The organism is Marinomonas atlantica, assembly GCF_001639725.1.
GTDB classification, from domain to species: Bacteria; Pseudomonadota; Gammaproteobacteria; order Pseudomonadales; family Marinomonadaceae; genus Marinomonas; species Marinomonas atlantica.
This window is the reverse complement of record NZ_LTAW01000003.1, coordinates 285,291-308,228: the sequence shown is the minus strand read 5'-3', so window position 1 is coordinate 308,228 and position 22,938 is coordinate 285,291. Positions and strand designations below refer to the sequence as shown.

The 22,938-nt window shown below is 42.9% G+C and carries 20 protein-coding genes; 15 read left to right on the top strand and 5 right to left on the bottom strand.

Going from position 1 to position 22,938, the window contains the following annotated elements; all coding sequences use genetic code 11:
* The first annotated feature begins 157 nt into the window (after positions 1-157).
* The 8 genes from AYW75_RS06585 (at position 158) to AYW75_RS06550 (ending at position 9,291) form a co-directional block, all read left to right on the top strand.
* A complete protein-coding gene (locus tag AYW75_RS06585) occupies positions 158-1,930 on the top strand; it encodes a SulP family inorganic anion transporter (protein ID WP_067097177.1) in 1,773 nt (590 codons plus the stop codon).
* Positions 1,931-2,052: 122 nt separating this feature from the next.
* Positions 2,053-3,459 (top strand): ATP-binding protein, encoded by a 1,407-nt coding sequence (locus AYW75_RS06580; RefSeq protein ID WP_067097174.1) that lies wholly within the window; start codon positions 2,053-2,055, stop codon positions 3,457-3,459.
* A 16-nt stretch (positions 3,460-3,475) separates the two neighbouring features.
* Positions 3,476-4,153 (top strand): response regulator, encoded by a 678-nt coding sequence (locus AYW75_RS06575; RefSeq protein ID WP_067097171.1) that lies wholly within the window; start codon positions 3,476-3,478, stop codon positions 4,151-4,153.
* Between the two features lie 93 nt (positions 4,154-4,246).
* A complete protein-coding gene (locus tag AYW75_RS06570) occupies positions 4,247-5,197 on the top strand; it encodes an AEC family transporter (RefSeq protein ID WP_067097168.1) in 951 nt (316 codons plus the stop codon).
* 94 nt (positions 5,198-5,291) lie between these two features.
* The gene (locus tag AYW75_RS06565; RefSeq protein ID WP_067097165.1) at positions 5,292-6,167 is read left to right on the top strand and encodes a hypothetical protein; all 876 of its coding nucleotides are present in this window, start codon (positions 5,292-5,294) and stop codon (positions 6,165-6,167) included.
* 13 nt (positions 6,168-6,180) lie between these two features.
* The gene (locus AYW75_RS06560; protein WP_067097162.1) at positions 6,181-6,720 is read left to right on the top strand and encodes a flavodoxin; all 540 of its coding nucleotides are present in this window, start codon (positions 6,181-6,183) and stop codon (positions 6,718-6,720) included.
* A gap of 217 nt (positions 6,721-6,937) precedes the next feature.
* Positions 6,938-7,252: a DUF3301 domain-containing protein gene (locus AYW75_RS06555; RefSeq protein WP_067097159.1), complete on the top strand. Its 315-nt coding sequence runs from the start codon at positions 6,938-6,940 to the stop codon at positions 7,250-7,252.
* A 152-nt stretch (positions 7,253-7,404) separates the two neighbouring features.
* Positions 7,405-9,291, top strand: coding sequence for a methyl-accepting chemotaxis protein (locus tag AYW75_RS06550; protein WP_067097156.1), 1,887 nt, complete (start codon positions 7,405-7,407; stop codon positions 9,289-9,291).
* Between the two features lie 74 nt (positions 9,292-9,365).
* Here the strand turns inward: AYW75_RS06550 and gltX are convergent, their stop codons facing one another.
* Both gltX and AYW75_RS06540 read right to left on the bottom strand, forming a co-directional pair.
* On the bottom strand, positions 9,366-10,847 hold the full coding sequence (gltX, locus tag AYW75_RS06545; protein ID WP_067097153.1) for a glutamate--tRNA ligase: 1,482 nt from the start codon (positions 10,845-10,847) through the stop codon (positions 9,366-9,368).
* A gap of 179 nt (positions 10,848-11,026) precedes the next feature.
* Positions 11,027-11,818: a 5'-3' exonuclease H3TH domain-containing protein gene (locus AYW75_RS06540; protein ID WP_067097150.1), complete on the bottom strand. Its 792-nt coding sequence runs from the start codon at positions 11,816-11,818 to the stop codon at positions 11,027-11,029.
* Positions 11,819-11,927: 109 nt separating this feature from the next.
* On the opposite strand from AYW75_RS06540, the gene AYW75_RS06535 reads away from it, so the two are divergent.
* Together AYW75_RS06535 and AYW75_RS06530 are read left to right on the top strand one after the other, a co-directional pair.
* Positions 11,928-13,181 (top strand): hypothetical protein, encoded by a 1,254-nt coding sequence (locus AYW75_RS06535; protein ID WP_067097147.1) that lies wholly within the window; start codon positions 11,928-11,930, stop codon positions 13,179-13,181.
* A gap of 205 nt (positions 13,182-13,386) precedes the next feature.
* Positions 13,387-14,703, top strand: coding sequence for a TolC family outer membrane protein (locus tag AYW75_RS06530; RefSeq protein WP_067097144.1), 1,317 nt, complete (start codon positions 13,387-13,389; stop codon positions 14,701-14,703).
* Positions 14,704-14,772: 69 nt separating this feature from the next.
* Here the strand turns inward: AYW75_RS06530 and AYW75_RS06525 are convergent, their stop codons facing one another.
* Positions 14,773-16,074, bottom strand: coding sequence for a M18 family aminopeptidase (locus tag AYW75_RS06525; protein ID WP_067097141.1), 1,302 nt, complete (start codon positions 16,072-16,074; stop codon positions 14,773-14,775).
* 125 nt (positions 16,075-16,199) lie between these two features.
* Here AYW75_RS06525 and AYW75_RS06520 point away from each other — a divergent pair, with 125 nt between their 5' ends.
* Entirely contained in the window at positions 16,200-18,218 is a 2,019-nt protein-coding gene (locus AYW75_RS06520; RefSeq protein ID WP_067097137.1) for a carboxy terminal-processing peptidase, read from the top strand.
* Between the two features lie 28 nt (positions 18,219-18,246).
* Here AYW75_RS06520 and AYW75_RS06515 read toward each other — a convergent pair whose 3' ends face one another.
* Positions 18,247-18,456: a DUF2788 domain-containing protein gene (locus AYW75_RS06515; protein ID WP_067097134.1), complete on the bottom strand. Its 210-nt coding sequence runs from the start codon at positions 18,454-18,456 to the stop codon at positions 18,247-18,249.
* A 33-nt stretch (positions 18,457-18,489) separates the two neighbouring features.
* Between AYW75_RS06515 and ybfE the strand changes: the two genes are divergently transcribed.
* From ybfE to AYW75_RS06495, 4 genes are all read left to right on the top strand, one after another.
* Positions 18,490-18,780 carry a LexA regulated protein gene (ybfE, locus tag AYW75_RS06510; RefSeq protein WP_067036077.1) on the top strand — a complete coding sequence of 97 codons (291 nt, stop codon included), beginning with the start codon at positions 18,490-18,492 and terminating at the stop codon, positions 18,778-18,780.
* A gap of 10 nt (positions 18,781-18,790) precedes the next feature.
* Positions 18,791-19,369, top strand: a complete 579-nt coding sequence (locus tag AYW75_RS06505; protein WP_067097131.1) for a thymidine kinase — start codon at positions 18,791-18,793, stop codon at positions 19,367-19,369.
* Positions 19,370-19,372: 3 nt separating this feature from the next.
* Complete coding sequence (locus AYW75_RS06500; protein WP_067097128.1) at positions 19,373-20,275, top strand: recombination-associated protein RdgC; 903 nt, start codon at positions 19,373-19,375, stop codon at positions 20,273-20,275.
* A 143-nt stretch (positions 20,276-20,418) separates the two neighbouring features.
* Complete coding sequence (locus AYW75_RS06495; RefSeq protein WP_067097125.1) at positions 20,419-21,579, top strand: cation diffusion facilitator family transporter; 1,161 nt, start codon at positions 20,419-20,421, stop codon at positions 21,577-21,579.
* Here AYW75_RS06495 and AYW75_RS06490 read toward each other — a convergent pair.
* Positions 21,576-22,886 (bottom strand): DNA recombination protein RmuC, encoded by a 1,311-nt coding sequence (locus AYW75_RS06490; protein WP_067097122.1) that lies wholly within the window; start codon positions 22,884-22,886, stop codon positions 21,576-21,578. The genes AYW75_RS06495 and AYW75_RS06490 overlap by 4 nt on opposite strands.
* Between the last annotated feature and the right edge of the window lie 52 nt (positions 22,887-22,938).

The following is a 22,938-nucleotide window of genomic DNA, read 5'->3' as shown; positions in this document are numbered from 1 at the left end:
AAGGCTAAACAGTCCACAAAAACGTACAATGACTCACCAAATCCTCCTACATGACTATCTACGAAGAATATTTTTCGTGCTAAGATCGTTTTTATTAAACGATCATTCAATAAAAATCATTTATCAACTGCGTAAACAATGAATCTGGAGATGCGCAATGCCTAATACCCTTCGCCGCTGGCTGCCTTGGCTTACACTTGTTAATGGATCAACCGTTAAGGCAGACTTTATTGCAGGGTTAACATGCGCATCTATGTCTATTCCTCAGGGTATAGCATTTGCAGCCATTGCCGGCCTGCCTGCCGAATATGGTTTTTACAGCGCTATTGTTGCACCGATTATTGCCGTTTTATTTGGCTCGTCTTGGCACATGGTTTGTGGCCCTGCCACGGCTATTTCTGCGTTGCTGTTTTCCTCTCTTTCAGGTCTTTACGTTCCCGGCTCAGCAGAGTTTATCCAAGCAGCGCTGGCTATTACATTCTTAGCAGGATTAATACAGCTTGCACTAGGCTTGGCCAAGCTTGGCAACTTAACTAATTTCGTGTCCCACGCAGTCATGGTGGGATTTATTACCGGTGCGGCGTTTTTGATCATGCTAAGCCAAGTCCAGCATGCTCTAACAGCAGACTTACCCAGACCGGAAAATTTATCGAGTTTTTTAAATGCACTGCTTCGCATTGGGCCTGAAACAAATATGTACTCGGTTTCTATTTGCCTCGTTACAGTGCTTGCAGCGATCATCATTCGAAAAATATCGACTAAGCTACCTCACTATTTACTGGCATTGATCGCCGGCAGTGTATTTGGCTATTTTGTGAATGCTGGAGTAAATAATGTACCGCTTGTGGGTGAACTTAACGAAGCGATCCCGCCTTTTGCTTTGATCGACTTATCTTCTAATACATTACGAGAACTACTCCCAGGCGCCGTCGTCCTTGCTCTCATCGGCCTGCTTGAAGCGGCTTCTATCGCCAAAGCCATTGCCCTGAAAACACACCAAGAAATTGATACGAACCGAGAATTTATCGGTCAAGGTATGTCCAATACCGTTGGAAGCTTGTTTTCAAATTACATGAGTTCAGGGTCATTTACCCGAAGCGGAATCAATGTGGAAGCGGGTGCCCAGACGCCCCTAGCGATCATTTTCTCAAGCGTATTTTTATTGCTGATTCTCAGCTTAATTGCGCCATTATTTTCGCACCTTCCGATCCCCGCCATGGCTGGCATCATCATACTAGTAGGCTGGCGTCTTATTGAATTCAAAGAGTTACTGCACTACGCAAAAACCAGTCGTGCTGAGTTAAGTATCGCCATGGTGACATTATTGAGCACCATTGGCATCAGCCTTGAGTTTGGTATTTTAGTCGGTGTTGGATTGAGCCTAGCACTCTTTTTAAACCAAACGGCCAAACCTAATGTACGCATCTTAGCGCCAATGGATACCCATGAAGGACGTTACTTCCATAACATCATGCACTTCAATTTAGAAACCTGCCCGCAAATCCACTTTATAAGGTTAGATGGGCCTCTGTACTTTGGCTCAGTGGACTATATGTCTAAACAGTTTCAATTGATTGAACACGACTACCCTCACAAAGATCATTGGGTCATTTTATGTCGCGGACTGTCTGCCATCGATATGCAGGGTGCTCATTTTTTAAAACAGCTGGTAGATAGACGTCGTGAAGAAAACACGCAAATTCATTTAGTTGTTCGCTATCTGTGGCAACTTGATTTACTTAAGCGCTTTGGTGTTTTAGAAAAAGTGGGAGCGGATCATACCTACCCAGCAAAAGGTGTCGCCGTCGAGAAAATTGAACACGACATGAACCTCAAACAATGCGCTAGCTGTTCGAAAAACGTGTTCCGTGAGTGTCAACAGCGCAAACTAAAAGGGGAAACATTAATTGCCAAAACACCTATCAAGTAATGAAAATTAATAGTTGATCCTCATTATTTGCTCACCTAGGTAATAGTCAATGTGTGGTTATCAATATAATATAGCTGCACAATGGGTCAGATCTATAAACAAAACGACAACGATACGAGCTTATGATTGGCATAAAAGGTTTTCAAATTCGCCACAAATTATTCTTAGTCTTTGTACTAAGTAACGTCTTGTTGATTGTCTCGATGTGGCAAGTCTTTCAATGGAGCTTCGATCGTGGTTTTGTGACGTATGCTACAGAGCGCGACCGCGATTTTTTGCAGCAAATGGCGAACCGTACCGCTAATTTGTTTATTTATTACGATGACTGGTATTTTCTTGTTCAAGAGAGTCGTTTAGAGAAAGAGTGGCAGCAGGCTAAACTTGAAAACATTCGTGACCTAATTCCACCTCCAAGCACGCCTAATTTAGACTTAATTTATCCTTCTCAATACTACCGTCAGCGTTTTTTATTGTTTGATCAGGATAAACAACCTCTAATTGGAGACGTTGCGTTCATTGACGCTGAAACCCATGCCGTTATGGTCAACAACTCCTTAGTTGGCTATGTGGGTTTGCGGTCTATGCGCGCCTTGGTTCAAGACCAGACACTACGTTTTGTTAGACAACAAGGCGAAGCTTTCTTGCTAATTTCAGCATTTATGTTAACGATTGCAGCCCTACTAACTTGGCCGCTAGCGCAATGGTTAAGTAGACCTATCTGTACCGTGCGTCAAGCGACAAAACGTTTGGCGGCAGGAGACTTTGATACACGAATCAAAATCAAAGGCACTGATGAACTTGCAGATCTAGGCCGTGACTTTAACCACTTAGCTTCGACTCTAGAACACATGCGCGATGCGCGTAAGAAGTGGGTTGCTGATACTGCTCATGAGTTACGTACTCCGGTCGCAATCTTACGGGGAGAAATTGAAGCTATGCAAGACGGCATTATTAAAGTCTCAGATAATTCCCTAGCTTCTTTGCAACAAGAAGCCGTTCACATTGCGCGCTTAATTGATGACTTAAACCAACTTTCAATGCATGATATGGGTAGTTTAAATTATTGTATGGAAGAAGCTGATTTAAATGATATTTTAGATCAGACTGTTAATTCGATGCAGTTACTGTTTGATGAAGCGGGCTTAGAATTAGAGCTTGTGGTTGTGAAAAAGAATCCAATTATGATTACAGGTGATGATGACCGCTTACATCAACTGTTCGCAAACCTGATGAATAACACACTCAAATACACCAATGCCCCTGGGAAATTAACGGTTACTTTGACTCGAGAGAACAAGAAAGCTGTAATATTACTGGAAGACACCCCACCTGGTGTAAGTGATGAAGATATAACACAAATATTCGATCAATTTTTTCGTGTAGAAAACTCACGCAACCGTGCAACTGGGGGGCGTGGCCTTGGCCTAGCCATCTGTACGAACATTGTCGATGGACATCAAGGCTCTATTTCCGCTTACCACTCTCCTTTCGGTGGGCTGGGAATACGCGTAGAATTCCCTTTAACTTAATATGGAATCGATAAATATGAGTAAAGTACTGATTGTAGAAGATGAACCAAAACTAGCTGAGTTAATGGCAGCCTACCTTGAGCAAGCTGGTTACGAACACCATCACATTGACCGTGGTGACCAAGTCATAGATTACTTAAAAAACAATCAGGCTGACCTAATGCTTCTTGACCTTATGCTTCCGGGACTTGATGGTGTTGAAGTATGTAAGCAAGTACGCCAATTCAGCGGCATGCCAATTATTATGGTTACAGCAAAAGCAGAAGAAATTGATCGACTGATTGGCCTTGAAATGGGCGCAGATGATTACGTTTGTAAACCGTTCAGTCCACGTGAAATCGTAGCACGCGTTAAAGCAAATCTACGTCGCGTAGAGCTTGACCAAACTGAAGCACCAAAGACTGACGGTTTTGACTTAGATGCAGACCGACTTCGTGCAACGTACAAAGGCGAACTTATCGATCTGACAACTGTTGAATTCCAATTACTGCAACTATTGATCAAAGAGCCTGGTCGTGTGTTTGGTCGTGATATGATCATGAAAAGCATTTACACAGATAGCCGAGTTGTTAGTGACCGTACTATCGACAGTCACATCAAAAAGCTACGTAAGAAAATTGCTGCTGTAGCACCAGAACTTAACGTAATTCACTCTGTATACGGTGCAGGTTACCGCTTTGAAAACAACGACTAATTATTAGTCGTTGTTTTCTTCACTCTATACTTTGCTATATAACTTCTGACACCGTCAGTCGTTCACGGTTATTTTGAAAATTAGGCAGCCAACATGGGTGACTTTCTTGACGTAGTGGAATTTTCTCTTTCCATTACTGCTCCCATTTTTTTAGTACTCGTTTTTGGCGTTGTACTCGAAAAAATAGGAATGATTAACGATAACTTCATTGAAGTGTCGTCGAAAGTCATTTTCAACGTTGCTATGCCTGCCTTAATTTTTATCAATATTACTCAACAAACCACAGATCCGAGCAGTCATCTTTCACTAATGGTGTATGCTGTTATTGCCACTTTTATTACCTATTTAGCTCTAGAAGTGCTTGCGGCAAAACTCGTTAAACAAAAAAGTGATCGAGGTATTGTTATTCAAGGGGCATTTCGCTCAAACATGGCAATTATTGGGCTAGCCTATTGCTTAAATGCTTATGGTGACAGTGCCTTAGCCGCAGCTACCGTCTACATAGGTGGCGTAATGGTGCTTTATAATGTTTTAGCCGTCATCACGATTAATCGCTCAATGAATGCCAATAAAAGCATTGCTGCTTCCTTAAAAGCGATCGCAAAAAACCCCCTCATCATTGCCATCGTGGTCGCCCTAACAGCCAATCAAATCAATTTGCAGTTGCCTGAAGTTGTTACTCAAGCAGGAAATTATTTCGCCCAGTTAACGCTTCCTTTAGCTTTGTTGTGTGCTGGCGCATCATTACGTTTTAAAGAGCTAAAGAAAGATATAACCCCTGCTCTGATTGCAACCGTTGGCAAGCTGATTGTCATCCCTCTAATTTTAACCATGGGCGGTTTTTTTCTTGGATTTAGAGGTATCGATCTAGGCATTTTATTCTTACTATCTTCAGCACCTTCTGCCTCGGCTGGATACATTATGGCTCGAGCCATGAATGGCAATGCCGTTTTGGCTGCAAATATCATCGTATTAACCACCGTATTTTCCTTTCTAACCACAAGTGTGGGTGTCACCTTATTGCGTGCATTCAATCTCATTTAAAAATAATTTCAATTTTTGAATGAGAAGCACTTGCATTTATTTTAATCAAGCTTTTAAATAGTAATCATTCTCAGGACTGAACGGATGATGACTCATGATCTTACAAGCAAGCAACTTATTTGAAGAGACTGGCAAAGTAAGCCAAAGCTACGCTTACTGGCTATCTGGTCACCAGCAAATAAAGCAGCCGCTATCAGGTCTTCGCCTTGTTCAGCAACAGTTTCAAATTTTTGAGCCACTGACTATTCAAGAGCATATTAAGGCTGGCGTATACATTACGTTTAATACTGTAAGCCCATTGAACAAGCTGCAAAACACCACCCCTATTCAAGTATTGCCTGTTTACGAAGACGCACAAGTCGATTGGGAAGTGACCCAAGAATCTAAATTCAGCTGGAGTCAGGTTTTTATTACATGGGAACAATTGGCCGCTATTACAGGAGAGTCTATTGTTCAAGTGAAAGCGTTCTTTACTCATCATGTCAGCAAAGAAACCGGTACACCTAAATCTCTGACACTGACACGTACTCTTAGCCGAGAATTCAACCGTTTGATGCAACGTGATGGCAAGCAATTAGCACTGGTAGGCAAGCTATACAACCTAGTATTACAGACTCTTGAGCACATTCATGTTCAAAACCATATTCAGCAATGTCCCGATTGCCAAACGAAACTATTTGAAAGTCAAAATATTATAGAAACAGATCCATTCGCTTCCACAGACAATTTAGCCGAACAAGTTGGTCTAACCCATACCGCACTTGAATTGGGATTTGCCGCCGTTACTGGCATGAGTATTGGTGAATACCAAATTGAAATGGCGTTTCGTCGAGCCCTTGCACAGCCTAACAGCAACCAATCTTTAGCCAGCCGTTTGACAGCAAACACAGGCTGGACACAACAAGACATTGAAAACGCTTGCCTAAAACGCTTTGGGGTCATGAGCCACCAATTAGGCGGTATGCAGTAACGTTGAGGACACTATGAGCGCAACTAGTACAATCGGTCTTTTTTATGGCACCGATACATCAAATACCGAGATGGTAGGACAGAAAATTCAGCAACAGTTTTCCGAGCTCGATCAATCGGTAGAACTGCATGATATTAAAGACTCTAATATCGGCACGCTACTGGACTATGATTTTTTAATTTTAGGAATTCCAACTTGGGATTTCGGTGGCATCCAAAGTGACTGGGAAGATGTCGGTGATGCGTTATCTGAGCTGGATTTATCTGGCAAGATTATCGCTTTATATGGCTTAGGTGACCAATTTGGCTATGGCGATTATTTTGTCGATGCCATTGGCTGGTTGCACGAAAAGCTCGCCAATACGGGCGCCACCTTTATCGGCCAATGGTCGACCGAAGGTTACGATTTTGAAGAATCTCGTGGCGCTAACGCAGATAAAACAGAATTCGTCGGCTTAGCAATCGACGAAGATCAACAATTTGACCTTACTGATCAACGTATTGAGCAGTGGGTGATACAACTTTATGCAGAGCAGGCACTGGCAGCCGCCTAAGGTTAGATAGACTGGCTCACGATTTTGCACACGACTCGTTTGGCTTCCACTCATTCGCTGCCCCGAATGACCAAATTCGTGCAAATAGTGATTAACCAAAGGTTAATTTCTGCATAAAAACACGCTTCTCCTTTCTCTCTCCTGCTTTTGGGGAAGCGTGTTTTCTTTTTTTCCAACCTTTTGTAAGCTTGAGTTTTACTCTTTAAGATCTTACAACATGAACCTAACCCTAATAGACGTTTGTCTTATTTTCGCGCTTATCTGTTTTATCTCAATCGCATGGCAACATTTTAAAGTACGCGAGTACACATTGAGAAGAGTTAAGCAACAGTGCTCTAAATTAGATTTACAAATGTTGGATGAATCCATCTATGGAAGCTACTGGCGACCCGTTATTCAGCGAGGTCAAATAAAGATAAAACGGCGTTATCAATTTTACTTCACTTCTACTGGAGAAGGCCGATATAAAGGAGAGATCGAGATGATCGGCATGCAACAAAGTCATATTCATTTTGATCCTCATGCCATGTAATTCGTCTATTTTTTAAACAGACCTTCAAAAACGTCACATAAAGCTTCAATAAAGCTATTTACAAAAGTAGCCTTAGGCTAAATACTCTGTTTATAAAAATTAGACAAATGTCTTACATAACTATAACTATAAAATATCAGTAGGTGGATATAATGCTGGCAAACTTCAGTTTTAGAGCCAAACTCACTATTTTACTTGCCTGTGGATTACTCGGCTTTGTCGTAGTAACTGTTGTTGCGTTGAATGGTATGAGTGCTCAGACTTCGGCTTCTGAACGCTTTGAAGTCATGACAAAAGTACAAAATGATTTGTCTTCACTCGTCATCGCTAATATGGAGATGTACGAGCAACTCGACAAACTTGATGACAACAGCTACACCATGTTCTTGGAAGAACTTAAAACCAAGGAAAATCTTTTCTCTGCTGTGATCGCAGAAGATGCTGAAATGGTTAAGCACCCTCAAACTGAAACGACGCTTTCAAATATTTCTGACTTTCTAAAGCAATATTCAGAAACATTAGAAGCGCTAGTGAACCTTAACCAGTTACTCGGTTTTAATGCTAGCTCAGGTATGAAAGGTGAAATTGCTAGTCTAGGTGAAGAGGTCGTTGAAAAAGTGTCTTTCTTAAGCCTTGTTAAGCAGGAGTTTCTACCTGTACGCGAAGCCGAAAAGAATTTTATCTTTGAACCCACTTTAGAAAATAAAGAAGCTTTTGAGGAGCGATATAAAAAGTTTTACCAACGTGTGGTGAATTTCGGCCTTGAAGAACGGTTTGGTGATGTAGTCGTCGCTTACTATGATAAAGTCCAACTATTTGCTAATACTGTGGGCAGCTTAGAGACCTTACAGCAGCAATTTCGTGATGTTCGAACCCAATACAACGATGCTACTAATGAAGCTCAAGAGCTACTAAAGCAGGCTGTTGTCGAGGCCCGTCAGCAAGCATCGGCTCAATCCAAACAAGCCAGTGTTAGTGTCATTATCGTTAGTGTTATTGTTGCTATTATCGCAGGCTTGCTAATGATGGCAATTGGACGCAGTGTTAATCAAACACTCAATCAGATCATTCGTGACCTTAGTAAAGTAAAAGGTGGCGACTTAACTGCTCGTTTAACTATCAATAACAAACGTAATGATGAGTTTGATTCCCTATGTGGCTCGGTTAACGAAATGACAACTGGCTTAGGCTCTGTTATTGGCGATGTCGTACACACGACTGGCGATGTCAGCAATATGGTCAGCCAACTAAACAGCGCAGTGGTCAATATTGCCGATAGTAACCGATCTGTTAGTGAGCAAACGAATTCATTAGCGGCTGCTACTGAAGAAATTTCGACAACAATCAGCAGCATCTCTCATACCACAGAAGAGTTAAGCGATCAGTCTAAAAACACCTATGAGTCAGCAAAGGTAGGATCCGAAACCATTAAAGGTGCTTTATCTAGCCTAGGCCAAACTATTGAAGTCGTAAACCTTACCGGTCGTCAACTTAACGAGCTAGGACAGCTGTCAAAAGACATCGATGACGTTATTGGTATGATCAATGATTTGGCGAATCAAACCAACTTGTTGGCTTTGAATGCAGCTATTGAGGCAGCACGTGCTGGTGAAGCCGGTCGAGGCTTCTCGGTCGTTGCCGATGAAGTTCGTTCTCTTGCTGAGAAAACCGTGGATGCCACAGCTAAAATTACCGATATTGTTGGCACCATTCAGACATCGACTCAAACAGCCATTACCACCATGAACAGTGGTCAAGAGAACCTTCGTTCAATTGAAGAGTATAGTGAAAAGGCAGAGTTGGCGATTCGTGAAATCGAGCACAATGCCCAAACAAGCTCACTGTCATCGGTTGATATGGCTCGCTCTATACAAGAAGTAGCTAAAACGGCGGTTCACATGAGTGAAGAAATGGACCGCATTGCTCAGCAGCTTCAACGTGACAGCTCTGACATTGGCAGTATTGAAGGCAATACTCGTGATATTCAAGATCAAGTCTCAGCTCTAGAAAAGAAAACCAGCATGTTTACTACTAAGTAAGCCTGCAGTTTTCTGCTAAAACAAAAAAACCGGCTAAGAGCCGGTTTTTTTAGATCAAAACATTATCGGTAAATTCAAAGTTCTGCGAACTCTTTTTCCCAACGTTTTGTTTCTTTCTTAGATGGCCCACCAACCACGTTAACGGCATGACGTAAACGAGCACGAGTCATATCAGGACCTAAGATTGTCATAGAATCAAATACAGAGACAGACGTTGTGGTACCCGATACCGCTACAAACAGTGGCGCAAAGAAGTCTTTCGGTTTCACTTCCATTGCTTGCGCAAGGGATTTCATTTCCGTAAAGATCTTATCTTTTTCCCATGAACGGAGTGCCTCTAGTTTCCATAGCGCGAACTGAAGGGCTTTACGTAACGTTTCTTCTTCCATTTTAATATCAGAAAAAGATTCGGCTGTGACATCCAGCTGACCTTTAAAGAAGAAGCCAGCAACATCCGCCACATCAGAGAACGTTTCAACACGCGGAATGATCAATGGCAAAATCGCATTAACGTATTCGCTGTTTAAGCCCCACTCAGCAAACTTCTGAGCAAAATCAGCCACCGATAAGTCTTCGCGAATCCACATGCCGTTTAGCCATTTCAGCTTCTCTACATCAAACACTGGTCCACCAAGAGAAACACGTTGAATGTCAAAATGATCGATCATGGATGATAAAGTGAACTTTTCACTTTCATCAGGCATCGACCAGCCCATACGGCCAAGGTAATTGATTACCGCTTCAGGTAAGAAGCCCATACGTTGGTAGTAAAGAATCGATGTTGGGTTTTTACGTTTAGATAGCTTGGATTTATCTGGGTTACGCAACAATGGCATATGGCACAATGTTGGAATGTCCCAACCAAAGTATTGATACAACAAGATGTGCTTAGGTGCTGAGTTAATCCACTCTTCACCACGGATCACGTGGGTAATCTTCATCAAGTGGTCATCAACAACATTGGCTAAATGGTAGGTAGGTAAACCATCGGCTTTCAACAGTACCTGCATATCTACTTGTGCCCAATCGATTTCGATTTCGCCACGTAGCATGTCTTGAACAACACAAGTACCCTCTTCAGGTACTTTCATGCGAATCACGTAAGGTACGCCAGCATCAATCTTCGCTTGCACTTCTTCTTGGCTCAGATTTAAAGCGCGCCCGTCATATTTTTGCGCTAAGCCTTGCTCTTTTTGCTCAACGCGCATTTGATCGAGCTCTTCGGGTGTTTCAAAGGCATAAAAAGCGTGACCTTTTTCAACCAACTCTAGCGCATAGTCTTTGTATATATCGCCTCGTTCGCTTTGGCGGTAAGGGCCATGTGGGCCGCCTACATCCGGGCCTTCTGACCAATCCAATCCTAACCAACGTAACGCATCAAGGATCATCTTCTCCGATTCAGGCGTACTGCGTGTCTGGTCAGTATCTTCGATACGTAAAATAAATTCGCCGCCCATTTTTTTAGCAAAAGCCATATTAAACAGTGCGATGTATGCAGTACCAACGTGAGGGTCGCCCGTTGGAGAAGGCGCAATTCGAGTTCTTACCTCAGACATATCCTATCTCATTAAATTGGGGGTGAGTGATGGGCGTTATTATATGCCTGTTGCCAAACATCGGTAAGAGCTATTCGCGATCTTTTCTGAGTTAGCATGCAACTAATTTGAATTTATTACGCTGCAGCATTTCAAACAAAAAACGCAAGCAGATACATTGCTGCTTTTTTGATCGATGTTTAAGTTGAAGTATTACGTCTGATTTCAAGCTGCGATAACCGTATACCAATTTCGACATCCAGTTTGAGGGTCACCATAGACCTCGCAAACTGGCAATGACTTAATTGCCCTTTTAATAGCTTTTGAAATTTTGGAGGGTACTCGTTCAAACCGTCAAAGACCTGTTCGAGGTTGCTTTTATTTTTAAGAATCTCCACCGACGACTTTGGTCCTATCCCTTTTACGCCTGGAATATGATTTGTTGTATCGCCAACTAATGCCCAATATTCTGGCAGTAATCGGGGGATGACACCGTACTTTTGTTCAACCCAATTGGCATCGTAGCCAAGCTTTGCAAAGTAGTCATATTGTAAAATATGTGGGTATTGCAGTAGCTGCGTATAGCCTTTGTCAGTAGAAACAATCATTGAGCCTATGCCATGCTGGCTGGCTTTGAATGCTAATGTGGCCACTAAGTCATCTGCTTCCCACCCTGTCATGCGTAAGCATGGCCAGCCATTAAAGCGAAAAACCTCGGCAAAACGGCCCATGGATTCTAATAATGCATCATCCATTGGTGGCCTTCCTAGCTTATACTCTGGAAAGATCTCGTGACGCCACGTTTTGGCTGGCGAGTCAAAAACAATTGCCATGTAGCTCGGCTCAAATTGATGAACTAGCTTCGCTAACGCATCAATGCATAGACTTTGAGTACGCTCTATACGACGCTCACTGTCTGGCTCAATTTCTAACGCTGCATGTAAACGTCGTATCAGATTTAAGCCATCAATCAGTAAAAGCCCATTTTTCACTGTCACCTTCCACTTTGTGTCCTACATATAACGGAGCATTCTACGTTATTCTGAAAGCTAATTGGGAATTTGCCGGCTCACGTTTTCAATGTTTAACAGAGGAATGCTTATGGACACTAAAACAATTCTAACCAACGCAACAATGACAGGATTGCTACTCACTTCGATCTCCAGCTTTGCGACAACTCAAAGTATTGTTATTGAACAGCAAGGCAGCCAAGTAACAGAAGATCTAAAACAAAAATCTGAATTGAGTTTTACCCCGATGGAAGGCTCTATCCTTCCAATCGGAAAAAACTATGCACCATTTCAGTTACCCGATTTTTATAATAGTGAACGCCGTGACTGGAGTAACCACTTAGGTCAGCCCGTTCGTGTTGAGCACAAAAGCCGTAATCTGTCTTTAGAAGGCACTTTAGAAGCAGTAACTGATCGTTACTTCACATTGAGTGTAAAACGCGTCGCAGCAAACTACCCTATCAGTGATTTTTATCTGATACCTAAACTCGCGGCATCAAACACTCGCACGGCATTAAATTATCAAGGCCTACTTACCTATCAAACTTCTGATATTCGTTGGCACCCCGAGCTATCAATGGTTATTGATGACCGAAAAATCACCTTGGTACAACAGGCTAGCATTCAAAATAATGCCTCTCAAAATATTGAGCTGGACAGCGCCCTACTGCATTACAGTCAGAACCGAAATATTGGCCGCCCAATGATGATGAAAAGTTCGATGGCAAGCGACATGACATTAGAACGCTCAGCACCAGAAACAGATTATAATGACAGCGAGATCACACTCGAGTTAACCAAACTATCACTGCCTGCGGCATCAATGACATTAGTTGATCTTGGGAAACACAGTAGTGACATTACCAGTCGTCGTAATGTAAGTAAGGTGTTTAGTTATCAGCATTCGTCAAAATTGAATTTGAGCTTTGATCAACAGATTCGCTTTGACAGCCCGAAAGATTTGATCCCCGGTACTTATCAAACTCTTTGGCATAAAAAACCCTACTTTATGAAAGGGAATACCATTGCGTTAAAAAATATGCGAGAGGGTGCTGAAGTCGAAGTGCTTCTAAATAAAAGCTTAGATTTGACTGGTGACATCACCTTAATCACGGAATCAAAAGCAAAGAAAGGCACCACTCAAACATGGGAGCTGACATTAAAAAACATTTCGAAGCAGCCTCAGGATTACCAAATCACTCACCAGTTACAAGCCCCAATTCGTGAACTGTCTCTGCGTTCTTTGGAGCAGATCAATGCTAACAGTGTGTCTCTACATGGAACCATTGCCCCCAACACCACGTATCAAATCCGATACACGGTTGAGCTAGATAACCCTTCATAAAACACTGCCTCAAATCATACAATACAGCCCACTCTATGTGGGCTGTTTCATGCATACTGTATTTTTACACAATAAGTCAGACTGACTTTAGGATTGATTGTGATATGGTCATGAGTCATAGAAGTTATATCAAATTAGGTAGTATTCACTGCCTTTACCGTCAGGTAATATAAATTTATTTCATATCGAGGCAAAAAAGGAACCTATGAAAAAGCATATTATCGCATCGTTTATAGCTGCAGCGGTGGCATTACCGACTGCGCAGGCAGAAACACTTAATCAAGTATATGACTTAGCTAAAGCACATGATCCTAGCTTGCGAGCGGCCAACGCCTCTTTCCGCGCTGACAAAGAACAAGTTGAAGTGACTCGCGGTAATTTATATCCAAACATTAGTTTCAGCGGCAACCTTGGCTACACAAAAACCGATCCAGATAATGCTGAGTCGTTTAATAACACGCAGAACCAGCTCGCTTTGAACCTAGATTACCCCATTTATTCTCCGGCATTGGATTACGGTGTTGATGCGGTTGAGCTGACGTTTGCAAGTTCAGGAATTGCTTTAGAACAAGCACAGGAACAACTCATCTACAACACACTGTCTGATTTCTTTGCGGTCTTAACCGCTCAAGCGACTCTCGACACCACGCGCTCGCAAGTAAAAAGCTACGAGGGTCAGTTAGATCGTGTTAGTAAACAATATGAAGTAGGTTTGGTTTCTATTACGGACTTACATGATGCGCAAGCGGCCTATGATTCCGTACTCGTTGATGAATTAAGTGCTGAATCGGACCTGACTATTGCCCTTGAAGCCTTATATCAGCGTACTGGTCAAAGCATCGAAAGCATCCCACGCCTGTCTGAAGACTATCCGATTATTGTTGACTCAAGCTTGAATACCAGCAACCTTGTCCAAAAAGCGATGACTGCAAACAAAGACGTTAGAATTTTAGATCTTTCCGTCGACTCAGCTCAGAATAACATCAATATCCAAAAAGCCAGCGGTCGAGTACCCACGGTTGCCATTACCGGCTCATTGGCGCGTACAGACAATGATTATTCCGTTGAAGCTCAGTCTCGGTCAGATGGCGTAACCAATACCTCCTCTATTGGTATTGGGGTATCGATTCCTCTTTATAGCGGTGGTGCAATAAGTGCCTCTGTGCGCCAAGCGGTTGCAAGCGCGGAGTCTGCTGTGGAAACACGTGCAAGCTCTATCCAAGATATCGAGTTAAATATTCGTAGTGCCGTATTGAAGCTTAAAACGCTTGCTGCGCAAGTTAGAGCTCAGCAACAAGTTATTCGCTCATCTCAAAGTGCATTAGAAGCGACCCAAGCGGGTTATGATGTTGGCACACGAAATATTGTTGAACTGTTAGATGCCCAATCAACGTTCTTTAATGCTAAAAACACTTATGAGCAACTTCGCTACAATTTTGTGTTACAGCAAATTAAACTGGATCAACTCACAGGCGATTTAGGCGAGGAAGATATTAAAGCCCTAAATAAATGGTTAATCTGATTTAATTACTTATATAGCACCCAATAAAAAGCCCAGCATAAGCTGGGCTTTTTATTGGGTGCTGATTTTCTAGACTGAAATCAATTGATCACGTTTTGCAAACGCGACTAAAATTTTATAAAGATTAAATGCGTCCACACTGCCTGCAAGCTCTCGGATCGAATGCATGGCAAACGTCGGCAAACCGATATCTAAGGTCGCAACGCCAATCTCGCCCGATGTTATTGGGCCAATGGTACTACCACACCCCATATCACTGCGTACAACAAATGTTTGTGCAGGTAGGCCAAGTTCATTGGCAATGTCTTTGTAAACTGCCGCTGTTTCACTGTTGGTCGCATATCTCTGATTGTTATTGACCTTAATGACCGCACCTTGGTTGATCAATGGCGCATGCAGTTGATCATGTTTTGCCGCATAGTTTGGGTGCAGTGCATGCGCATTGTCTGCAGAGATCAGCATGGATTGCTGTATAGCCTGAGTGTACTGTTCCGGCACAGGCGATAAACGGCGTAAGACATCCTCTAAAAATGGACCATTAGCGCCACATGATGACTGACTGCCCACTTCTTCGTGATCAGTACAAATTAATAACGTCGGCCGACTAGCGTCTGCATTCAGTAAAGCCTGTATACCAACATAGCAACTTAGCAAATTGTCCAAGCGCGCAGCACTAATGTAATCACCATGCAAGCCTGTAATCGCCGCTTTTTGTACGTCATATAGGCTTAATTCAAAACTTAAAATCGAACTGACAGAAATGTCATCGTATTCACTCTGAATTTGCGTAATTAACAACTTTTCTAGATCCAACGTATGTTCTGCACCACACAAAATCGGCAAGATTTCTTCCTGTGGATTTACTTTAAAGCCGTCCGTATTCACGCCGCGACTAAGGTGGATTGCCAAGTTTGGCACCAGCGCGATAGGGTCTTTAAAGTCAACCAGACGGCTTTTCAAGCTGCCATCTTCTGCTTTAAACGTCACTCGTCCTGCTATCGATAAATCACGATCTAACCAAGTATGGAGCAATACGCCACCATAGACTTCAACGCCTAACTGATGATATCCAAAGCGCTCTACGTGGGCGTTTGGCTTTAATTTCAAGCACGGACTGTCAGTATGCGCACCGATCATACGAAAGCCCTGATGAGCAAAATCTAACGTGGGTGTAGTGAATGCGATCACCGATGAATCGTTTCGCGTGACAAAATATTGTCCACCCTCACTGATGACCCACTCTTTTTGCTCAACAAGTTCTTCATAACCTGCACCAAGCAGTTCACGCTTCATTGTAGAAACGGTATGAAACGGTGTCGGGGAATCATCAAGAAATGACAATAAAGAATGATTAAAACTGGCTTGATTCATATTTTCCTGCTAGGTCAATGGTATAAAAAAACGACTTTTTTGCCGCTGGACTGGTCTTGTTGATACGAGTCTAATATGATTTTAACCAATTTAAAGACCAATCAGTTTAAGGGAACCAATCGCGGATGATCTACAAACGCCTGTTGTTAAGTCTACTTCCATGTATCGCGTTAGCCAGCGGTTCCGTTTCGGCGTATGAAAAACTCGAACCACCACATGACTACGACCGTGTTGCACAAGAAATTGTCGCAACACTGGAAAACGTCCACTATAACAAAACCCTGATCAACGACGAAGTATCAGAACAAGCATTTGATAATTATCTCGATGCTTTAGACCCTTCTCGCAGCTTCCTTTTACGAAGTGATGTGGACTCTCTGTCAAAATACCGCGATGCATTTGATGATGCCTTGCGTGACGGTGACTCGCAAGTTGCTTATGACATTTACAATACCTACTTAGATAGAGCGGAGACTCGTATTGCAAGAGTCTTAGCCGATATTCCTAACATGGTAAAAGGCTTTCAATACAATGTTGATGAAAGCCTCAATGTAGATCCTGACAAATTAGAATGGGCTGAAACCGAAGCTGAGCTTGACGATTACTGGCGTAAACGGATTAAAAACCGTGCACTAACCCTCAAACTTAATGGCGAAACAGAAGAAGATATTATCAGTGCCATTGAGCGCCGTTATAAAAGCCAGCTTAAGCAAATCGATCAAACCAATGCAACGGATGTATTCCAAAGTTTTGCCAACTCTGTCACCTCTGTATTAGATCCACACACCAGTTATTTCGCACCACGGGCGTCAGAAGCTTTCAATATCAACATGAGTTTGTCTTTGGAAGGTATTGGTGCTGTTTTGCAGATGGAAGACGACTACACAAAAGTTGTTCGTCTTATCCCTGGTGGGCCAGCTGAAGCACGCAAAGAATTGGCTCCCAACGATCGCATTATAGCAGTAGGTCAAGAAGGAGAACCGATGATTGACGTCGTTGGCATGCGCCTTGATGATGTGGTCGATATGATTCGCGGAGAGCGTGGTACCGACGTTATTCTTGAAATCATCCCCGCCAACAGTAACACCCAAAACAGTAAAAAAATCACGATTACTCGTGAAAAAGTGAAGCTTGAAGATCAATCTGCACAGAAAAAGATCGTTGAAGTTGAACGGGGTGGCGAAACCTTCAAGGTGGGAGTCATTGAGCTGCCCACGTTCTACTCAGACTTTGCCGCAATTCAGCGTGGTGACCGTGATTACAAAAGCTCAACGCGCGATACCAAGAAACTGATTGAAGAGCTGCAAGAAGAAGATATAACGGCTCTGATTTTAGATCTTCGCAACAATGGCGGCGGCTCCCTACAAGAAGCTAACTCGTTAACCGGTCTCTTTATCCCTGCTGGTCCTGTAGTGCAAATTCGTGATGCCTCTGGCCGTGTCAGCATTCTTGGCGACCAAGACCGTGACGTAGCATACAGTGGCCCTATGGCTGTGTTAGTGAACCGTATGAGTGCATCAGCTTCAGAAATCGTTGCTGGCGCTCTGAAAGACTATGGTCGAGCTATTATTGTTGGAGACCAAACATTTGGCAAAGGCACCGTTCAAGTACTACAAGAAATGGATAAGGGACAACTGAAGATTACTCAAGCCAAATTCTACCGAGTATCGGGTGAGAGCACTCAACACAAAGGCGTGATGCCAGACATTAACTTCCCTTCTCTGCTGGACACCAATCAAGTGGGTGAAAGTGCTCTTGAAAACCCGCTACCATGGGACAAAATCCACGATACGCGTTACCCAGTGTATTGGGAATTTGCAGACTATGTAGATGAGCTGACCAATCTGCATGACAAACGCATAAAACAAAATGCTAACTTTGTTGCTTTAGAAGACCAGATCAACTATGTCAAAGGTCAAAATGAAAAATTTAAGTCGATCTCACTTAATGAAAACACACGTGAGGCACAGCGAGAAGAGAGTGAGCAGAAGCAACTTGATCGAGAAAATAAACGTCGTAAGGCTTTAGATTTGCCAGTCCTTGAAAACGTAGAAGACATTGAGGCTCCGGAAGATGATGTCTATGCGCACGAAGCGGCCGAAGTAGTACTCGACTTTATTGGCTTATATCAGAAAAATAACTAACCCCTTCTGGCTAGACAGTGATCACTGTCTAGCCAGATCCCCCTAATATCAGCTCAATCACTACACCTTTTAACACAAAGGCTAGCATTCCTAGGCCTAAACCACCGATAATAATAAAGGTCCCTAATTTCCCGGCATTTGATTTACGAGCTAAGTCCCACATAATGAACAGCATAAACATACAAAAGCCGCTAATAAGTACCGTCAGCATTAAAGATTCAAATTCTTCTATTTCCATTTCAACCTACTGATTAGACATTCAATTTAAGTTATGGCCAAAGCTTCCTCAGACCGCAATACCATTGACCTATTTGGCACTGTACGCGGCCGTCCTCGTACCCACCCATTACCCCGTAAAGACCAACTAAAGGCCAACAAACGAGCACAACGTGAAAAAGAGAAATCGCTAGGGATGAAGCGTGTCGAACTAGTCGTCGATGAGGATACCGTAAAAAAATTAGACATGCTGTGTGAAATGTCAGGTATTAAGCGTGCAGACTGGCTGACCATGCAGGTAGCATTGGCGTTCAATAAAGCTAAAGTGTCAAACAAAGACAGCTAGAGGACCTTTTATGGCGAAGCTCTACTTCTATTACTCTGCAATGAATGCAGGTAAGTCTACGACACTGCTACAATCGGCTTACAACTATCAAGAGCGGGGCATGAACACCTTTCTATTGACCGCTGCACTGGACGATCGCTACAGCCAAGGTACTATTGCTTCGCGGATTGGCATTGAAGCCGAAGCGGAGCTGTTTAAAGAAAATACCAAACTCTTTGAGCTCATCCTCAAACACCACCACCAAGCCAGTATTGGCTGTGTGTTAGTAGATGAGTCGCAATTTTTGACAAAAGAGCAGGTTTATCAATTATCCGAAGTAGTCGACCGGCTGGACATTCCCGTTTTAGCCTTCGGTATTCGAACCGACTTTCGCGGGGAACTGTTCCCCGGTAGTCAAGCCTTGCTTGCTTGGTCTGATAAACTGATTGAACTAAAAACCATATGTCACTGTGGCAGCAAAGCCAATATGGTGATTCGAGTGGATGCAGAGGGCCGTGCGATAAAAGAAGGCACTCAAATCGAAATTGGAGGTAACGATCGATACATTTCGGTCTGCCGCAAACATTTTAAAGAAGCGATGAAGGATTAATACATGTGGTTTAAAAACTTACAAATATTCCAACTCAAAGACACGGAAAATTTTAGCAGTACGGATCTTATCGCCAAACTTCCTGAACACCCATTGCGTGAATGTGGTTCACAGGATGAATTTACATTTGGTTGGATGCCATTGATCCGAAGTAGTGAGCAATGGGCGATCAGCAGCAATCAGTGCATGTTAATTCGTGCCGGTAAAGAAGAAAAAGTACTACCTACCGCCGTCGTTCGCGAAGAACTTGAAGCCAAAGTCGCTGAAATCGAAATCGTAGAAGGCCGTAAAGTCGGCCGCAAAGAAAAAGCCGACATCAAAGAAGAATTAGTTTTTACACTACGCCCTAGAGCCTTCTCGAAACGTTCTGACATTTGGGCCTACATTGATACAAAAGCCAATCTGGTCGTATTAAACAGCACGAATGCAGGTATGACCGAGCAGCTCTTCAAATTATTGCAAACGACTCTCGGCAGTTTTGCTATGGTGCCACTTCAAGCACAGGTGTCACCCGCCTCGATTATGACAGACTGGTTAATGAAAAATGACGTGCCAGCGAGCCTTGAAACAGGGGATGAATGTGAAATCCAAGATGCTTCAGAAGACCGAGCAAAAATACGCTTTAAGTCTTTAGAGCCGTTATCTGAAGACGTCACTCGTCATCTTTCCCAAGGGATGAGCGTTAAAAACTTAGCCCTTCGCTGGAGCGAAAAAATGTCTTTTGTTCTTAATGACGACTTAACATTAAAGAAAGTAAAATTCGACGACACACTAAAAGAAAACGCTTTTAACGACTCTCAAGGCGGCACATTGTCCGATATGGATGCGAACTTCGCACTTATGTCATTAACCATTCGAGACTTTTTTGGATCTTACCAGCAATGGTTTGAAATCGCAGACGATTAACAGTTTTCCACAGATTGGGTGGATAACATTGGGGAGAAAGAAGGCAACACCAGTAACCGCAGGCAACAACCTTTTTTCTCCAAATTAACAAAGATACATCTATAAAAAGCAGCAAACTTAACGACACACCTAGGTCTTAAATAATGTCTAAATTGCAAGAAGAAAGGCAAATAGCTCAACGAGTTACAGTAGTTGGCGCTATTTGGGATGCACTGCTAGGTATTGTTAAAATCATCGCAGGTTGGTTTTCGCAATCTCAAGCGTTAATTGCCGACGGTATCCATTCGTTATCGGATTTAGTGACGGATATATTCGTCGTAATTGCCTCTAATAATGCGCGTCAGGGCCCTGATGAAGATCACCCTTATGGGCATTTAAGATTTGAAACCTTAACCACTGTGATCCTTGGCGTTGTGCTAATTGTTGTTGCAACAGGCATTGTGTTTGAAACGTTCAATAGCGAACGGACCCCCTTTGCAACTTGGTACGGTGCAGCTGCAGTCATCTTAACCATTGCGGTAAAAGAGGCTATTTTTCACTACACACACCGCGCTGGTACGAAAATTGGCAGTAAATTACTCATTGCCAATGCTTGGCACAGCCGCAGTGATGCCCTCTCTTCAGTAGCTGTTTTAGCGGGATTGGTCGGGGTCTATTTTGGCTATCCATGGGCAGATAAAGTCGCCGCTGTTGTTGTAGGCTTATTGATTGCAAAAATTGCCATCGAGATGATTTGGGATAATCTAAAAGAGTTGGTCGATACTGCACCCGATCAAAAAACGATTGAACAAATAAAAGTTACTGTAGACAGCTTAAAAAATGTCATGGCCCCACACGATATCCGAGCTCGTTCAATGGCCGGTAAAATTTTCTTGGACATGCACATCCATGTTCCTGCCCATGCCACTGTCAGTGAAGGGCACTACTTGAGTGACTTAGTTGTCTACACCATCAAGAAAGCCCATCCGCAGGTGCAGGATGTCATGGTACATGTCGACACTGATGATCATATACAATCAGATACAGTAGATCATGAGCACGTTGGCAGACCGCCATCGCTTCAGCTGCCTGCTCGAGATCAAATTTTAGCAGATCTAGGATTTATGTTACGCAGTCATCGCGGCTATGTAGACATTGAAAAAACTCAGTTGCATTACTTAAATAAGACACTCAATATTCACTTGATCGGCAAAGCGAATCAAGCACCATCGATTGATCTGACTAAGGTTACAAATAGCATCTTGTTTGATCTACAAAATTTGCCTTATGGTAAAGATCACCAAGTATTATGGTTAATTGACTAGCCCTCATGACTGTCTAATCCATCCGTTTCATTGTCTGGGAGTGAAAGCTGCTTGTTAGTTTTTGCTCCCATGACTCTTAACCGCTCCGCTCTTGTTAACAAATTACCTCGCCCAATCGTCAGCTTCTTCATTGCTTGCTCATGACTACGAGTCAGTGCGTCGATGCGTGTTCCAATCTCATCCATATCCTGTACAAAACCAGCGAACTTATCGTACATAGCGCCCGCTTGACGGGCGATCTCAAGTGCATTTTGACTTTGTTTTTCGTTACGCCAGATGTTTTGAACGGTACGCAATGTAGCAAGTAAGTTCGAGGGCCCAGTAATAATGATATTTTGCTCAAACGCCTCTGAAAACAAGCCATTTTCGCCTTGTAGCGCTAAAGCATAAGCGGCTTCGATTGGGATGAACATGATGACAAAGTCGAGTGACGTGATGCCGTTTAAATCGTGATAATTTTTCGCACCAAGCTCTTTGATATGACGACGTACTGCCTCTAAATGCTGACGTAAGGCTTGTTGCTTTTGTTGCTCATCTTCGGCTTCCACATAGGCAAGGTAGCTGACCAACACCATTTTTGAGTCGATGATGATTTGTTTGTTTTCAGGCAAGTAAACAATCACATCAGGCTGATAACGCTTCCCTTCTTCAGTAGTCAGTGAAACCTGAATCTCATATTCACGCCCTTTTTCTAATCCAGAACGCTCTAAAATACGCTCTAGTATAACCTCACCCCAACCACCTTGGACCTTATTCTGGCCTTTAAGAGCTTCGGTCAAGCTCATCGCATCATCGCTAATTCGCTGATTAAGCAATTGCAGATTTTTAATTTCCTTCACTAAAGAGAAACGCTCTCGTGCTTCTTGATCGTAGCTTTGCTCAACACGTTGCTGGAAATCATTGATTTTTTGTCCCAGCGGAGACAATAAAGCATGCAACTGACGCTCGTTTTCAGTCGCAAGGCGCGCACCTTGTTGCTGCACGATATCTTGAGCCAGCTGCTTAAACTGAACCTCATTTTGATGCTTTTGCTGTTCGAAAAAATGTTCTTTTTGTTGCCAAATATCCTGAGCGGCGGCGAACTGCTGCTCCAATGTTAGAGCTTCTTTTTCCAATTGATGCACTTCTTGCTGAGAACGTTGCAAAAGTTGCTGTGTTTGAATCAATTCCTGCACAGAATTTTCATGCTCAGCCTGCCACTTACGCTGGATTCTCTGTACAATACCCCCCGCGATGGCGGTCGTGATGACAACACCCAAAACACATCCCAAAGCAATCCAAACAGATTGTTGCATCCAGTCTGTCATTTATTTAAACCCGCCATTTTCGTTGAAAAAACAATCGCTAAGCGAAGTTTAC

What these genes read in the sequence shown, in the direction of transcription:
- AYW75_RS06585 (WP_067097177.1), top strand. Translation starts at nt 158, where the DNA reads ATGCCTAATACCCTTCGCCGCTGGCTGCCTTGGCTTACACTTGTTAAT.
- AYW75_RS06580 (WP_067097174.1), top strand. Translation starts at nt 2,053, where the DNA reads ATGATTGGCATAAAAGGTTTTCAAATTCGCCACAAATTATTCTTAGTC.
- AYW75_RS06575 (WP_067097171.1), top strand. Translation starts at nt 3,476, where the DNA reads ATGAGTAAAGTACTGATTGTAGAAGATGAACCAAAACTAGCTGAGTTA.
- AYW75_RS06570 (WP_067097168.1), top strand. Translation starts at nt 4,247, where the DNA reads ATGGGTGACTTTCTTGACGTAGTGGAATTTTCTCTTTCCATTACTGCT.
- AYW75_RS06565 (WP_067097165.1), top strand. Translation starts at nt 5,292, where the DNA reads ATGATCTTACAAGCAAGCAACTTATTTGAAGAGACTGGCAAAGTAAGC.
- AYW75_RS06560 (WP_067097162.1), top strand. Translation starts at nt 6,181, where the DNA reads ATGAGCGCAACTAGTACAATCGGTCTTTTTTATGGCACCGATACATCA.
- AYW75_RS06555 (WP_067097159.1), top strand. Translation starts at nt 6,938, where the DNA reads ATGAACCTAACCCTAATAGACGTTTGTCTTATTTTCGCGCTTATCTGT.
- AYW75_RS06550 (WP_067097156.1), top strand. Translation starts at nt 7,405, where the DNA reads ATGCTGGCAAACTTCAGTTTTAGAGCCAAACTCACTATTTTACTTGCC.
- gltX (WP_067097153.1), bottom strand. Translation starts at nt 10,847, where the DNA reads ATGTCTGAGGTAAGAACTCGAATTGCGCCTTCTCCAACGGGCGACCCT.
- AYW75_RS06535 (WP_067097147.1), top strand. Translation starts at nt 11,928, where the DNA reads ATGGACACTAAAACAATTCTAACCAACGCAACAATGACAGGATTGCTA.
- AYW75_RS06530 (WP_067097144.1), top strand. Translation starts at nt 13,387, where the DNA reads ATGAAAAAGCATATTATCGCATCGTTTATAGCTGCAGCGGTGGCATTA.
- AYW75_RS06525 (WP_067097141.1), bottom strand. Translation starts at nt 16,074, where the DNA reads ATGAATCAAGCCAGTTTTAATCATTCTTTATTGTCATTTCTTGATGAT.
- AYW75_RS06520 (WP_067097137.1), top strand. Translation starts at nt 16,200, where the DNA reads ATGATCTACAAACGCCTGTTGTTAAGTCTACTTCCATGTATCGCGTTA.
- AYW75_RS06515 (WP_067097134.1), bottom strand. Translation starts at nt 18,456, where the DNA reads ATGGAAATAGAAGAATTTGAATCTTTAATGCTGACGGTACTTATTAGC.
- ybfE (WP_067036077.1), top strand. Translation starts at nt 18,490, where the DNA reads ATGGCCAAAGCTTCCTCAGACCGCAATACCATTGACCTATTTGGCACT.
- AYW75_RS06505 (WP_067097131.1), top strand. Translation starts at nt 18,791, where the DNA reads ATGGCGAAGCTCTACTTCTATTACTCTGCAATGAATGCAGGTAAGTCT.
- AYW75_RS06500 (WP_067097128.1), top strand. Translation starts at nt 19,373, where the DNA reads ATGTGGTTTAAAAACTTACAAATATTCCAACTCAAAGACACGGAAAAT.
- AYW75_RS06495 (WP_067097125.1), top strand. Translation starts at nt 20,419, where the DNA reads ATGTCTAAATTGCAAGAAGAAAGGCAAATAGCTCAACGAGTTACAGTA.
- AYW75_RS06490 (WP_067097122.1), bottom strand. Translation starts at nt 22,886, where the DNA reads ATGACAGACTGGATGCAACAATCTGTTTGGATTGCTTTGGGATGTGTT.